Origin of the sequence: Pantoea sp. NSTU24 (genome assembly GCF_050157905.1) — a bacterium.
In the GTDB taxonomy this organism is placed as follows: domain Bacteria; phylum Pseudomonadota; class Gammaproteobacteria; order Enterobacterales; family Enterobacteriaceae; genus Pantoea.
This window is the reverse complement of record NZ_JBKIWZ010000001.1, coordinates 153,632-168,682: the sequence shown is the minus strand read 5'-3', so window position 1 is coordinate 168,682 and position 15,051 is coordinate 153,632. Positions and strand designations below refer to the sequence as shown.

The window sequence follows — 15,051 nt, the reverse complement described above, 5'->3', positions numbered from 1 at the left end:
TCCGGTAAACGCCCAGGTCAGAAAACGACCTCAATTACGCTATTATCAGTCAGCACCTCAGCGCAATCAAGCTCTGCCCTTCGCACTCTGTGCCGCTTTCCGTGCGCTAAAGGGCACTGCGTGTGAATCTGCCTTTCGTCTGCTGGCCCTCTTCCGTAGAATGGGGCAATATTTTTCTGAACCGCTGGAGCCGAAAATGAGTAAGTCCGAACAACTGTTTGCCGAGGCACAACGCCTGATCCCGGGTGGGGTAAACTCGCCAGTACGCGCATTTACCGGTGTGGGCGGCGTTCCGCTGTTTATTGAACATGCCGATGGCGCTTACCTCTATGACGCCGATGGCAAAGCCTATATCGACTATGTCGGATCCTGGGGCCCGATGGTGCTCGGCCATAACAACAGCGCGATCCGCGATGCGGTGATCGAAGCCGCTCAGCGCGGACTGAGCTTTGGCGCACCGACCGAAATGGAAGTGACGATGGCGCAGCTGGTGTGCGAGCTGGTGCCGAGCATGGAGATGGTGCGGATGGTGAACTCCGGCACCGAAGCGACCATGAGCGCTATCCGCCTGGCGCGCGGCTTTACCCACCGCGATAAAATCATCAAGTTTGAGGGCTGCTACCACGGTCATGCCGATCACCTGCTGGTGAAAGCCGGCTCCGGCGCCCTGACGCTGGGTCAGCCAAACTCGCCGGGCGTTCCGGCCGATTTTGCAAAGCATACCCTGACCTGCACCTTTAACGACCTCGATTCGGTGCGCAGTGCCTTTGCGCAATATCCTGATGATATTGCAGCCATTATTGTGGAGCCGGTTGCCGGGAACATGAACTGCATTCCGCCGCAGCCAGATTTTCTGCCGGGCCTGCGTGCGATCTGTGATGAGTTCGGGGCGCTGCTGATTATCGATGAAGTGATGACCGGTTTCCGCGTCGCGCTGGGCGGTGCCCAGGCGCATTACAACGTGCGTCCCGATCTGACCTGTCTCGGAAAAATTATCGGTGGCGGGATGCCGGTGGGGGCTTTCGGTGGCCGTCGCGAGGTGATGGCCGCGCTGGCCCCGACCGGGCCGGTTTATCAGGCCGGCACGCTCTCCGGTAACCCGATCGCGATGGCCGCGGGCTACGCCTGCCTGTCGCAGATTGCACAGCCGGGCACCCATGAGAAACTGGATGCCCTGACCCGTCAGCTGGCGCAAGGTCTGCGCGAGGCCGCACAACAGCAAAACATCCCGCTGGTAATTAACCACGTTGGCGGCATGTTCGGCCTGTTCTTCACCGAAGCTGACAGCGTGACCTGTTACGCCGATGTGACGCGCTGCGACGTGGAGCGCTTTAAAACCTTCTTCCACCTGATGCTGGAAGAAGGCGTTTACTTTGCCCCATCAGCCTATGAAGCGGGCTTTATGTCGCTGGCGCACAGCGAGGCGGATATTCAGCACACCGTGGACGCCGCACGTCGTTGCTTCGCGAAACTGTAGTTTCGACAGCGTAAAAGACAAAGACCGGCAGCAGCCGGTCTTTGGTTATTGATAAGGTTTGCCCCGCTCTGCTGTGAGAGGAGGCAGGCACAGGAAACAGGGCCGAACGGAAAGCCACGAAAGTCGTCATCCATGACGCGCCCGGCCCGCGCGATTACGCACCTCATCCATAAGATGCACCCGTAAACGGGCTGACGCTTTGCATGATTCAAAAGCGCTCCCGGCGTCTTTTTCAGGCGGTGTAACGCTTTCCTCCTCTGACCCGACGCCCTGCGCATTGCGCTTGTTCGTGGTTATCTGATGCGTCCTGCTCTGGATCAGACCGCTGTCTGGCATGCGCCTGCTTTTTTCTTAACCCGAACGCCTGAGCAGCCAGATAAAGTACGGTGCCCCCAGGAAGGTCGCCATCAGCCCGGCCGGAATCTGATCCGGGAACGCCAGCATCCGGCCGCACCAGTCCGCCAGCACCATTAATCCTGCCCCCAGCAGCCCCGACAGCAGCAGCTGCGGCAGGGCTCGCCGGAAACCCAGCATCCGCGCCATGTGCGGCGCCATCAGACCAACAAAACTCAGCGGGCCGATAGTCAGGGTTGCGCTGGCAGTAAGCGCTGCGGCCAGCAGTAGCAGACTCAGCCGCGCAGGCGTTAACGCCATACCGGCCGAACGCGCAGTCGCACTGCCCAGCGGCAGCAGTGTCAGCCAGCGCGTGGCCAGCGGTGCCAGCCCTGCCAGCAGCAGTGCGCAGAGCGCACTCTGTACCGCCTGCGTCCCGCTGATGTTATAAGTCGAACCCGAGATCCAGGTCAGCAGCCCGCCCATTCGCGGATCGCCGCTGGCCAGCAGCAGCAGCAACAGAGTGACAAAGGCGCTGTTAAGCGCCATGCCCGCCAGCAGCAGCCGCTCCGGCGTAAAGCCTCCCCGGCTGGCTACCGTCATGATGACCAGCAGCGTCAGCGCCGCCCCCAGCGCACCGGCGGGCAACAGCCAGGCCACCGCATCACCGGGTACAAAAAACATCATGATGACCACGCCGCAGGCGGCGCCGGAGCTGATACCCAGTACTTCCGGACTGGCCATGGGGTTGCCGGTCAGCCGCTGGATCAGGCTCCCGGCCACGCCCAGCATCAGACCGGTCACCAGTGCGGCCAGCAACCGTGGTGCGCGGTACGGAAGCAGAGCATGCAGCATCTCACCGGCTGCGACACGCCAGCCCAGCGCATCACGCCCGAACGCCAGACCTCCCCACATCAGCAATCCCAGTACAATAAGACCGATCAGCAGCCAGCGCAGCAGATTCTGACGCTCGGCGGGCACCCTGTCACCCTGATTCAGCGCGGGTGCGACAGAGCCGGTGCGCAGGCGTGGCAGCAGCCACAGGAGGACCGGCACACCGAGCAGAGCCGTGGCCGTACCGGTCGGGATATCGCGCCCGTACTGGCTGAGCCACATCACGCAGCTGTCCGCCAGCCAGAGCAGCAGCGCCCCCGTCAGCGGAGCCAGTACCATCCGGCTGATGAGTCGTCTTCCGCCCACCAGCTTTGCCAGCAGCGGGGCAAACAGCCCGATAAAACCAATAATGCCGGCAACATTCACCAGCTGTGCGCTGAGCAGAATCGCCAGCCCCAGCCCGCCAATCCGGGCGACAGAAAGTGTCAGCCCCAGATTTTTCGCCACATTGTCATCCAGCCCCATCAGCGTCAGCGGACGCAGCAGCGCCAGCGCCGCGACAAACGCCAGCAGCAGGCGCGGCCAGAGCTGTTGCACATTCTCCCAGCCCATCTGATTCAGCGCACCGCTGCTCCAGAGAAACATGTTCTGCAACTGGTCATGGTTAAAAATCGCAAAGATTTGATTGACCGCGCCGCTGTAAAGGCTCAGCACCAGCCCGGCCAGGATCAGCGTAACCGGCGACAGCCGCCTGCTCCAGGCGACGCCAAAGACCAGGGCACCCACCAGCAGCGCGCCGCTCAGCGCCGCAAACTGTTGCGCCAGCACGCCGCCCGGCAGATGCCACAGCGTAGCAACAGTAATACCAAGCTGGGCGCCGGAGGAGACGCCCAGCGTGGTCGGTTCCGCCAGTGGATTGCGCAGGATCTGCTGGAACAGCAGACCGGCCAGGCCCAGCCCGGCCCCCACCAGCAGTGCCAGCACCGTACGCGGCAGCAGACTGTAGTGAAACACCATCTGCGGCAGGTTATCGACGGCCGGCGACCAGAGTGCCTGCCACCATTCCGCCTGCGGCAGCACCTCATGCAGATTGGTCAGCGTGAGGCTCAGCGCCAGCAGGAACAGCAGGCTGAAGAGGCCCGCAGGAAGCAGAGCGTAACGCATTAATGTTTCTCCAGTGCGCGTTCCAGCACGCGAACAAAGTGCAGCGCCGAGAGTGTGGCACCGTAATACCAGACCGCGGGCACACGCTGAAAGCGTCCGCTACGCACAAATGGCATCGCCTGCCACAGCGGGCTGCCCATCAGTTGCTGCATCTCCCTGTCGTTGTCGTGATCGAAACAGATCGCCTCAACGTCGCCTGCCTGTGCCAGCTGTTCAATGCCGATCACCGCACTGCCCCAGAAACTGGTTTCGCCATGCCAGCCATTTTTCAGGCCCAGCAGCGTCATCACCTCCAGAAACAGGCTGTTTTTACCAAAGGCGATGGCGTGACGGCTGTCGAGCAGCGTCATCAGCAGGATCGTGCGTCCGGCATAGGGCGCCAGACGCTGACGTGCCGCCGCCAGTTGCGCATCAACCTCGCGCAGATGCTGCTCCGCTCGTTCGCTTATGCCCAGACGTGCCGCCAGCCGACGCAGCGAGGCCCGGGCGGCGGTAAAGGGTTTACCGTCGCCGCCATGGAGGTCAAATCCCATCGCAGGCGCAATACGTTGCAGCTTCTCTTTTGCCGGGCCATAGCCGTTGGAACAGAGGATGAGTGAGGGCTGCATCTGCGCCATCAGCTCAAGGTTAGGCTCGGTACGCAGACCTACGTCGGTTACACCAGCAGGAAGCGGTGGCTGTCCGACCCAGATGTTGTAGTTGTGCAGATCGGCCACGCCATAGGGTGTGATCCCCAGCGCCAGCAGAAGTTCGGTAGGTAACCACTCCAGCGCAATAATACGGCCAGCCTGGGGGGTAACAGCACGCAGGGGCATAGCACAAAACAGCGGCGAGGCCGCCAGTGCCAGCATCAGCCTGCGGCGATAAAGATCGGGCATGATACTTCCTTAACAGACAAAACTGACCGGCGCGCCGCCCTGCGGATGTGGCAGGATGCCCATCGGGATACCATAAATCGCCGCCAGCACGTCAGCCTGCATAATCGCGTCTGCATCACCGTCAGCGATCATCGCACCCTGACGCAGTGCGACCAGATGATCGCAGTAGCGCGCGGCCATATTGATATCATGCAGTACGGCTATCACCGTTAATCCTCGTTGCTGACTCAGCGTTTTTATCAGTGCCAGCACCTCGACCTGATGAGCGATATCCAGCGCCGATGTCGGTTCATCCAGCAGCAGACAGCGGCTGTTCTGCGCCACCATCATCGCCAGCCAGGCGCGCTGCCGTTCGCCGCCCGACAGGCTATCGACCAGCCGTCCGGCAAAAGGCTTCAGCCCGACCTGGGCAATCGCTTCTTCCACCCTGTCACGATCCTCCTGTCCAAAGCGTCCCAGGGCGCCATGCCAGGGATAGCGGCCTATTGCCACCAGTTCGCGAACCGTCATCCCTTCTGCTGCCGGTAACTGCTGCGGCAGATAGGCGACTTCGCGGGCGAAAGCTTTGCTGCTCCACTCTTCTGTCGGCTGCTGGTTCAGCAAAACCTCGCCATGACTGGCGGTATGATGACGGCCCAGCATTTTCAGTAACGTCGACTTGCCAGAGCCGTTATGACCAATCAGCGCCGTCATTTTGCCCGGCGGAAAGGTCAGCGACAGCGGCTGAAGCAGCGTGCGGCCTGGCACGTCAAAACCGGCGTTTTTCAGAGTAAAGGTCGACGCTTTTGCGTGAGGATGTGGCATGATCATTCCTGTGAACGAACGGGCGCCTGCGCGCCCGGTTAAATCAGAATCTGAAGGTTGCGGTACCGATAATCTGGCGCTCTGCCCCCCAGTAGCAGGCGTAATCACGGTAACAGCTGGCGACATACTCACGATTGAACAGATTATTGACATTAACGCCAACGGACGAACCCGGCAGTCCCAGACGACCCAGGTCATACTTCAGCGCCGCATCGACAGTGGTGTAACCGGCTACCTTAAAGTTCTGGTTCTGCTGCGCGCCTGCGCTGTAAAGCCCCTGGCTCTCGCCGACATAACGCACACCCGCGCCCACCGTCACGCCCGATAAGGCGGTCTCGTGGAAGGTGTAATCACTCCACAGGGAGGCCATCTGTTTTGGTACCTGTACCGGCGTTTTGCCTTTCAGCTGCGTGTCTTCCGTGTATTCGGCATCGGTGTAGGTGTAAGCGGCCGTCAGGTTAACGTTGGCATTCAGTGCCGCTTTCGCTTCCAGTTCTACGCCGCGCGACCGGATCTCGCCGCTCTGCACGCTGGCATTAGGATGATTAACCGTATCCGGATCGGCAGTCAGGTTTTTGGTTTTGGTGAGCTGATAAAGCGCGGCGGTAAGCACCACCGGACGATCTTTCGGCACATACTTCACCCCCGCTTCATACTGCTTCGCGCGGGACGGATCAAATGCCTGACCGTCATGGGTCGCACCCGCATTGGGAATAAAGGCTTCGCTGTAGCTGAAATAAGGTGCGATACCGTTATCAAACACATAGTTCAGACCACCACGCCAGGTAAAGGCCTGATCATTCTGACGGTCAACGCTATTTTTAACCCGATCGTAAACGGAGGTCATGGCGTAGTCATAACGTCCACCGAGCGTCAGCACCCAGCGGTTCCACTCCATTTGATCCTGTGTATAAAGACCAGTCTGACGCTGCTTATCAAGATGCTGATAAGGTCCGTATGATGTCACGCTGTTATTGCCATACTGCGGATTGACGGCATCCAGACCGGATGCCGCACCATACCGGGCATCAATATCATTGTGGGTACGCTGATAATCCACGCCCAGCAGCAGCGTATGATCCACCTGGCCGGTAGCAAATTTTGCCTGCGCCTGGTTGTCCACCGCAAACTGGTTCAGCTTCTCGTGCGAGATCGCAGAGCCACGGGATATCACCTGGGTCCCCGGGATAAGCCCGTTGCCATAAATGCTGCGATAGTCGGTACGCAGATCGGCGTAACGCAGATTCTGACGCACCGTCCAGGTGTCGTTGAGGCTGTGCTCAGCGTTATAACCCACCATTTTGGTGGTGCGTGAAATATTGTTGCTCTGCTCGCCTTCATCGAAGTCAGTCGGCAGTTTGTACTGGCTGCCGTCGGCGCGGGTAATCGGCACCACGGTGCCCTGCCGCGGCAGCCAGCCGTAATAGCCGGTTTCCGGCTCGTTCTGGAAATAGGTCAGCAGATCGATACGAGTGCGATCGTCGGGACGCCAGCTGAACGAGGGAGCGATGGTGTAGCGCTTCTCTTTGTTCATCGCCTGCTGCGCATCCTGACTGCGCGCCTGGCCCGTCAGTCGATAGCTGTAGACGCCGTCATCATCCAGCGCCCCACCGAAATCAAAGCCGGTCGAGAAGAGATTGTCGTTGCCCATCTGGAACTGCACTTCACGCTGGGTTTCCGTCGTCGGCCGCTTGCTCACCAGCGCAACCACGCCGCCAGGATTGCTTTTGCCATATAGCACCGAAACCGGACCGCGCAGCAGTTCGGCGCGCTCCAGGAAGTAGGGATCAATGGCAAACTCAGAGAAGCTATCCCCCTGCAGTTTCAGGCCATCGAGATACTGATTGGTATTGGTTTCGCTGAAGCCGCGAATCGACAGGGCATCAATCACACCTGAGCTGCCACGGTTCCCGGTCAGTACGCCGGGCGTGTAGTTGAACGCCTCTTTAACGCTGGTCACGTTGCGCATTGCCATCTCTTCGCGGGTCACCACGGAGACAGACTGCGGATTTTTTTCAATCGGCGTATCCGTTTTGGTACCGGTGGCGCTGCGTTTCGCCGCTATCGTTGGCGCCGGGCCCCAGGGGTTTTCCGCTTCGACGCCGCTGCCGCCATCGGCCGAGACGACCAGGGTTTCCGGCTGCGCCGCGTGAAGGCTGGCGCTGAGGCTGAGGGTAATCAGGATGCCCAGAAGAGGACGGGAAAAGGTTTTTTGGGTGTTGTCAGAAAAAGTCGTTCGCACGTTCATAAAAGTGTCTCTGGGCAGCGGGCGCAGTCAAGCGAATCGAAACGATAATGATTATTATATCGTTTCGATAATATGCGAAACGCCTCCGGCACTGCAAGCGAAAATCCCCGCTGTGACAGCCTGTACAGGCCAGCACGCGCAGGATCGTCAGGCAAAAAAAAGGGCGCCGGAGCGCCCTTTTTAACCGGTCAGACCGGATTATTTGCCAAACATATCTTTTATCCAGCCTGCTACGCCGTCGCTATCTTTTTGCTCCTGCGGTTGCTGAGCCGGTTGCTGCTGCTGTTGTTGTTGTTGCTGTTGATCGAAAAGCTGTTGCTGCTGCTGAATCTGTTGCTGCTGCTGCTGACACAGCGCGTTCGGATCCAGCGCCCACACTGGCAGCGAACGCCAGGTGCTGCTGCCCGTGCCGCAGACAAAGTTACCGGCAGAGTCCACATTCATCATCGACACATCTTCCGGTGGCGTCAGCTGAAGCGGCATCGGCGCCTGGATATCCAGGTAGCGGCGATAGAGCTGCATCGCCCCGCTGGCACCGTAGAGTTTGGTCGGCTGGTTGTTGTCGCGTCCCACCCAGGTAATCGCGACTTCTTTACCATCGATGCCGGCAAACCAGCTGTCGACCAGGTCATTCGTGGTCCCGGTTTTACCGGCCAGATGCGCATTCGGGAAACGCGCGCCCAGGGCACGGGCGGTACCGTGATCGGCAACCTGCTGCATCGTGTAGAGCGTCAGGTAAGCGGCCTGCGCCGGTTCAACACGCTGCGCCTGCGGATAGCTCTGATAGAGCACGCTGCCATCTTCCGCAATCACCGAACGCACGGCGGACAGCGATGCGCGGTTGCCGCCGCTGGCGATTGACTGGAACGCCTGCGCCACTTCAACCGGCGTCAGGTTCAGGGCACCCAGCAGCATCGCCGGGACCGGATGCAGCTGATCTTTTGGTACACCGAGCTTGTTCCAGGTCTCCACCACCGCATCCAGACCCAGCGTCATGCCGAGATTCACCGTCGGAACGTTCATGGAGTTGGTCAGTGCATCCACCAGCATCACTTTACCGCTGAAGCGACGGTCGTCGTTCATCGGCTTCCAGATGCTGCCGTTGGGCTGCTTCAGCGCTATCGGTTCATCCGCAATCCAGCTGTTCAGCCGATAGCTGTTGGGCTGACTCAGTGCGGTCAGATAGGTCGCCGGTTTCGCCAGTGACCCGATAGAGCGGCGCGCCTGTAGCGCACGGTTATAACCGGCATACTGCGGATCTGCCCCGCCGACCATTGCACGGACTTCGCCGCTGAAGCGGTCGACCACCACCATCGCCGTTTCCAGATCTTTCAGGCCACGCTGTTTTTTCAGCGTCGGGATGCCATCAATCACCGCTTTTTCGGCTGCATCCTGCGACACCGGATCCAGCGTGGTGAAGATTTTCACCCCGGAGAGATCCTTGATTTTGTCGCCCAGCTTCGCCTGCAGTTCATTGCGCACCATCTGCATAAAGGCAGGCTGTGGCGTAATCACGCCGCCCTTCGGCTGCACGCCCAGCGGACGCGCCGACAGCATGTCATACAGCTCCTGGTCGATCACTTTCTGCTGCTGCAGAAGACGCAGCACCAGGTTGCGGCGCTCCAGCGCCAGTTTCGGGTTACGCCACGGATTATAGAGTGACGCCCCTTTCACCATGCCGACCAGCATCGCCTGCTGATCCAGACTCAGTTCATCAACCGGACGGCCAAAGTAGTAGAGGCTCGCCAGCGGGAAACCGCGGATCTGATCGCTGCCCGCCTGACCGAGATAGACCTCGTTCAGGTAGAGCTCCAGAATGCGATCTTTGCTGTAGCGTGCATCCATGATCACCGCCATGTAGGCTTCACGCGCTTTACGCCACAGCGAACGCTCGTTGGTGAGGAACAGGTTCTTCACCAGCTGCTGCGTCAGGGTACTGCCGCCCTGCACCGCTTTACCGGCCGTGATGTTCGCCAGGAAGGCGCGACCAATCGAGTAGGGGCTGATGCCATCATGCTCGTAGAAGTGACGGTCTTCGGTGGCGATCAGCGTATCGACCAGCAGATCCGGGAAGCCGGTGCGCGGAACGAAGAGTCGCTGTTCACCGTTCGGTGACTGCAGCATGGTAATCAGGCGTGGATCGAGACGGAAAAAGCCAAAATCGCGGCCGGTTTCGAGGTTTTTAATCTCGCTCAGCTCATCCTTTGTGAAGCTCATGCGCGCGTGGATCTGCCCCTCTTTACTGTCGGGGAAATCAAACGGACGACGCAGCAGTTCAATCGTGTTGCCTTTAACCGAAAACTCGCCAGGGCGGGTGATCCGGGAGACTTCGCGATACTGGGTTCCTTCCAGCAGCGCCACCATTTCACTTTTGTTGTAGGCCATGCCCGGTTCCAGGCTGACCATGCGGCCATAGACGGTGGCGGGCAGTTGCCACACTTTACCGTCGATCCGGCTGCGAATTTCCGAGTCGAGGTAGATGCCCCATACGGCCATCACCACCACAAACACCAGGAACAGTTTAATTATCCATCCCAGCCAACGGCGTTTGCCGCGCGGCGGTTTTCCACCTTTACCTTTACGTGGCACCGGCGCCTCCTCCTCGTCATCATTAAAATCGTCCTGACCGATATCCTGTTCGATATCCCTGCGTCGTCCCCGGCCCGTACTGCTGCGCGGCGGCAACGGTTTACCCTTGCGCCCGATTGGTTCGCGATCGTTCCCAGACATTACTTTTCTTCTCCAGGCAGTGCTTACGGCAGCGCCGCTACTCTAACTGCTTTCTCGCGTGCCGCATGGCAGAACCCTCTGAATTCGATCCAGTGGACTCAACCCTGCGGGGACATTTTTTTGGTCCGCCTTGTTGGCAAGGCGGTGGCCGGATCCTCTGGCCAGAGATGTTTAGGATAGCGCCCTTTCATCTCTTTCCTGACCTCCGGCCAGGCCCCCCGCCAGAACGCCGCCAGATCGCGGGTGATCTGCAGCGGGCGCTGCGCGGGCGATAACAGCTCCAGCACCAGCGGGACACGCCCGTCGGCGACCGCCGGATTACGTGCTTCGCCAAACATCTCCTGAATCCGCACCGCCAGGGCGGGCGGCTTATCCGCATCGTAGCGAATGGGGAGCCGGCTTCCGGTCGGCACAGTGTAATGAGTTGGCAGCGCACTATCCAGCCGCTGGCGTTGTGACCATGTGAGTAAATGTAAGAGTGCGGTGGTCAGGTTCACCGCCTGCAGGCTGCGGAGATCGCGCACGGCGGACATCTGTGGCAGCAGCCACTGCGACAGGCTCTCAAGCAGCGTCCTGTCATCGGTGGCGGGCCAGCTCTCTTCCGGCAGCCACTGCGCCGCGCACTGGATGCGCAGCCGCAGCTGCTCCGCCTCCGGCGACCAGCCCAACACCGACAACCCCTTTTCCGCGATCCAGCGCAGCATGGCCGCATGCAGCACGTCCGGCTCCGGGCGTGCCATCGGCTGGGTTTTCAGCACCAGTGCGCCGATCTGCTCGCGCCTGAACGCACGCAGTGTGCCTTTCTCTTCATCCCACTCCACTTCGGTCCGGCGCTCCACCAGTGACGGCTGCTGCTGGCACAGGGCCTCAATGTCAACCGGCAGCGCCAGCAGCATCCGGGCATCCGGCGTGGCGCTGGTCTGCAGCAGCGCCGGGACAATCAGCCATTCACTGCGCGTCAGGCCATCCTGCTCATCGAGCCTGGCACCCAGCCCGTTGGCCAGCTGATAGCGTCCGCTCTGGTCGCGCCGTCGCGCCAGCCGATCGCCGAATCCCGCCGCCAGCAGGGCGGCAAAGCAGTCGTCATCGACCCGGCCGCCCCGGATCCGAAGCCGCTGCTGCCACTGCTGCGCCCGTCGCTGCCACTGAGGCTGAGGCCGGTGTAACGCATCACGCAGGTCGGCGCTGCCGCTGCGCGGCGGATCTTCCAGAATCGCCACCAGCAGCGCGGCGCTGGCGACCGCATCCGGCTCCTCGCCTGCCGCACAGAGCAGCGCCGCCAGGCGGGGATCACAACCCAGCTGCGCCATGCGCCGTCCCAGCGGATTCAGCAGGCCGTGGCTGTCCAGCGCCCCCAGCCGGCTCAGCTGCTGTTGTGCCGCGTCGAGATGGCGGGCGGGTGGCTCGTCCAGCCATTGTAATTGCCCGGGCTGCGTACAGCCCCACTGCAGCAGATCCAGCCACAGCGAGGAGAGATCGCTGTTGAGGATCTCCGGTTCACTCTGTGCCGCCGCACGCGCGGCCTGCTCCTGCGGCAATAAATGCAGGCAAATCCCTGGCATCAGTCGACCAGCACGGCCTGCACGCTGGATCATGGAGGCCTGACTGATCCGCTGGGTCTGCAGGCGCGTAACACCGCTGCGGGCGTCAAACAGGGCGCTGCGTTCCAGGGCGCTGTCGACCACCAGCCGGATCCCCTCAATCGTCAGGCTGGTTTCGGCGATATTGGTGGCGAGTACCACCTTACGGCGTCCGGCGGCGGCAGGCAGAATTGCCTGTCGCTGCGCCGCCAGCGGCAGCGCGCCATACAGCGGGGTCAGATCCACATCGTCACCGATTCGGGATTCCAGCTCGCGCTTCACCCGCTCGATCTCCGCCACGCCAGGCAGAAACAGCAGCAGCGATCCGCTCTCATCCCGCAGTAGCTGGGCGACCTCTCGTGCGACCGCCTCTTCAAAGCGCACCGTCTGATTCAGCGACGCATAACGCCGTTCAACCGGAAAGCTGCGCCCCTCTGACACAATCAGCGGCGCATCGGGCAGCCGTGCCGCCAGCCGGGCATTATCCAGCGTGGCGGACATCAGCAGAATCTTCAGATCGTCGCGCACCCCCTGCTGCACATCGAGCAGTAGCGCCAGCGCCAGATCGGCCTGCAGGCTGCGTTCATGAAATTCATCAAGGATCACCAGTGACACGCCTTCCAGCATTGGATCGTGCTGCAGCATGCGCGTGAGCATCCCTTCGGTGACCACCTCCAGCCGGGTCCGGGGGCCGACGCAGCTTTCGCCGCGCATCCGGAACCCGACCGTGGCTCCCGGCTGCTCGCCCAGCTGCTCTGCCAGCCGCTGCGCCACATTGCGTGCCGCCAGCCGCCGTGGCTCCAGCATGATGATTCGTCCCGCCAGCCCCGCCTGCTGTAACAGCTGCAGCGGCAGCCAGGTCGATTTGCCCGCGCCCGTGGGGGCGGCCAGCAGGACTTGAGAGGCGTCTTTCAGCGCCGCCAGGAGGTCAGGCAGCACCATGCTGACCGGTAAATCGCTCACAGCAAACTCCGCTTCTGCCTGTGCTAAGATGGTGCGCATTGTAGCACGCGATATTTGCCGGAGAGCGCCATGGCGACACAACGCTTATTTTTTGCCCTCAGCCTGCCTGACGATATGCAGCAGGCGCTGGTGCGCTGGCGAGCCGACACCTTTCCGGCGGAGGCGGGCGTACCGGTCGGCGCGGCGAATCTGCACCTGACGCTGGCGTTTCTGGGTGAAGTGACACCGGACACCTCACAGCGTCTGCAGACGCTGGCGTCACGCATCATTCAGCCCGGTTTCGATCTCGATTTGGATGATGCCGGACACTGGCCACGCCCCGGTGTGGTCTGGCTCGGCTGCCAGCGCGCGCCACGCGGATTGTTGCAGCTCGCCAGTCTGCTGCGGGCGCAGGCCGCCCGGCATGGCTGTCACCAGAGCCCACAGCCGTTTCATCCACACATTACGCTGTTACGTCACGCCACACAGCCAGTGGCATTACCGCCGCGCGGCTTTCACTGGCATTTCCGTGTCTCGCGTTTTTCACTGTTCGCCTCTGAATATAGCCGGGGCCGGACCCGTTATCGCGCCCTGGCCAGCTGGCCACTTGCTTCTCAGGATCCGCATGCACTTTTCTCCGCCCCTTAAGCCCGCCCGTCTGATTGCACGTTATAAACGCTTTCTGGCCGATGTCATGACGCCCGACGGCGAGGTGCTGACGATCCACTGCGCCAACACGGGTGCCATGACCGGCTGCGCCACGCCGGGTGATCGGGTCTGGTACTCCACCTCAGATAGCCTGACGCGCAAATATCCCCACAGCTGGGAACTGACCGAGACGCAGCAGGGACACTGGATCTGCGTCAATACCCTGCGCGCTAACCCGCTGGTGGCCGAAGCGCTGGATCTGAACCAGCTGCCCGAACTGGCCGGTTACACGCAGCGTCAGGCCGAAGTTAAATATGGGACTGAAAAGAGCAGAATTGATTTCCTGCTCAAAGCAGAGGGGCGGCGCAACTGCTATATTGAGGTCAAATCCGTCACTCTTTTACATGAAGGCAAAGGGTATTTTCCGGATGCGGTGACGATTCGAGGCCAAAAGCATCTGCGTGAACTGGCGACAGTGGCGTCAGAAGGTCATCGGGCCGTTTTGTTGTTTGCCGTTCTGCACGCGGGGATTGAGGACGTTTCCCCGGCACGTCACATCGATGCGGCGTATGCAGAACAACTGGCTCAGGCGCAGCAGGAGGGCGTAGAGGTTTTAGCATATCAGGCAGAGCTGTCGGCGCAGGGAATGTTTCTTAAAACGCCGATCAACGTAACCTTGTAATATCTTTTGCAATTTTATGTGCTAAGAATGTTCTGGGCTAAACGCTGAATACGCTGTTCCTCACAGGCTTGTCAAGGTGTGTTCATGAAGAATTGCCAACCCTGACTGCTTCTGTTATTTATAGCGGCCTGTTTTTTTCCCCAATGGGGGATCGATGTACCCGACAGAGGTCAGATGCAGGCTGGCAGTTACGCCCCTGTGAGACGTCAGTGAAAGGGTATAGTGCGTGTTATCCAGGAGAAGCAACATGCAAGAAGGTCAAAACCGTAAAACATCGTCCCTGAGTATTCTCGCTATCGCCGGAGTCGAACCTTATCAGGTGAAGGCTGGCGAAGAGTATATGAACGACGCGCAGCTGACCCATTTTCGTAAGATTCTGGAAGCCTGGCGTAATCAATTGCGGGACGAAGTCGATCGTACCGTATCGCACATGCAGGATGAAGCTGCCAACTTCCCGGACCCGGTTGACCGTGCCGCACAGGAAGAGGAGTTCAGCCTGGAGCTGCGTAACCGCGATCGCGAACGTAAACTGATTAAAAAGATCGAGAAAACACTGAAGAAAGTCGAAGATGACGACTTCGGTTATTGCGATTCCTGTGGCGTTGAGATTGGTATCCGCCGTCTCGAAGCACGTCCGACGGCCGATCTCTGCATCGACTGCAAGACGTTAGCAGAAATTCGTGAGAAACAAATGGCCGGCTGATGCCGCGTCCAGCCTGTTACCACGCAGT

The 15,051-nt window shown here is 60.4% G+C and carries 10 protein-coding genes; 4 read left to right on the top strand and 6 right to left on the bottom strand.

The features are described from left to right. Positions 1-196: 196 nt before the first annotated feature. On the top strand, positions 197-1,477 hold the full coding sequence (gene hemL / locus ACLHDD_RS00705; RefSeq protein ID WP_427102531.1) for a glutamate-1-semialdehyde 2,1-aminomutase: 1,281 nt from the start codon (positions 197-199) through the stop codon (positions 1,475-1,477). 351 nt (positions 1,478-1,828) lie between these two features. Here the strand turns inward: hemL and fhuB are convergent, their stop codons facing one another. From fhuB to hrpB, 6 genes are all read right to left on the bottom strand, one after another. Then, the gene (fhuB, locus tag ACLHDD_RS00700; RefSeq protein ID WP_427102530.1) at positions 1,829-3,808 is read right to left on the bottom strand and encodes a Fe(3+)-hydroxamate ABC transporter permease FhuB; all 1,980 of its coding nucleotides are present in this window, start codon (positions 3,806-3,808) and stop codon (positions 1,829-1,831) included. After that, entirely contained in the window at positions 3,808-4,686 is an 879-nt protein-coding gene (fhuD, locus tag ACLHDD_RS00695) for a Fe(3+)-hydroxamate ABC transporter substrate-binding protein FhuD (protein ID WP_427102529.1), read from the bottom strand. The genes fhuB and fhuD overlap by 1 nt, the downstream gene beginning before the upstream one ends. Positions 4,687-4,695: 9 nt before the next feature. Next, entirely contained in the window at positions 4,696-5,490 is a 795-nt protein-coding gene (gene fhuC, locus ACLHDD_RS00690) for a Fe3+-hydroxamate ABC transporter ATP-binding protein FhuC (RefSeq protein WP_427102528.1), read from the bottom strand. 43 nt (positions 5,491-5,533) lie between these two features. Continuing rightward, the gene (gene fhuA / locus ACLHDD_RS00685; protein ID WP_427102527.1) at positions 5,534-7,738 is read right to left on the bottom strand and encodes a ferrichrome porin FhuA; all 2,205 of its coding nucleotides are present in this window, start codon (positions 7,736-7,738) and stop codon (positions 5,534-5,536) included. Between the two features lie 198 nt (positions 7,739-7,936). Continuing rightward, a complete protein-coding gene (gene mrcB, locus ACLHDD_RS00680; RefSeq protein ID WP_427102526.1) occupies positions 7,937-10,468 on the bottom strand; it encodes a bifunctional glycosyl transferase/transpeptidase in 2,532 nt (843 codons plus the stop codon). 98 nt (positions 10,469-10,566) lie between these two features. Further along, complete coding sequence (hrpB, locus tag ACLHDD_RS00675; protein ID WP_427102525.1) at positions 10,567-13,050, bottom strand: ATP-dependent helicase HrpB; 2,484 nt, start codon at positions 13,048-13,050, stop codon at positions 10,567-10,569. Positions 13,051-13,080: 30 nt separating this feature from the next. Here hrpB and thpR point away from each other — a divergent pair, with 30 nt between their 5' ends. The 3 genes from thpR (at position 13,081) to dksA (ending at position 15,023) form a co-directional block, all read left to right on the top strand. Then, the gene (thpR, locus tag ACLHDD_RS00670; protein WP_427102524.1) at positions 13,081-13,638 is read left to right on the top strand and encodes an RNA 2',3'-cyclic phosphodiesterase; all 558 of its coding nucleotides are present in this window, start codon (positions 13,081-13,083) and stop codon (positions 13,636-13,638) included. Further along, the gene (sfsA, locus tag ACLHDD_RS00665) at positions 13,616-14,320 is read left to right on the top strand and encodes a DNA/RNA nuclease SfsA (protein ID WP_427102523.1); all 705 of its coding nucleotides are present in this window, start codon (positions 13,616-13,618) and stop codon (positions 14,318-14,320) included. The genes thpR and sfsA overlap by 23 nt, the downstream gene beginning before the upstream one ends. Before the next feature lie 247 nt (positions 14,321-14,567). After that, a complete protein-coding gene (gene dksA / locus ACLHDD_RS00660; protein ID WP_111140281.1) occupies positions 14,568-15,023 on the top strand; it encodes an RNA polymerase-binding protein DksA in 456 nt (151 codons plus the stop codon). The last annotated feature ends 28 nt before the right edge of the window (positions 15,024-15,051 follow it).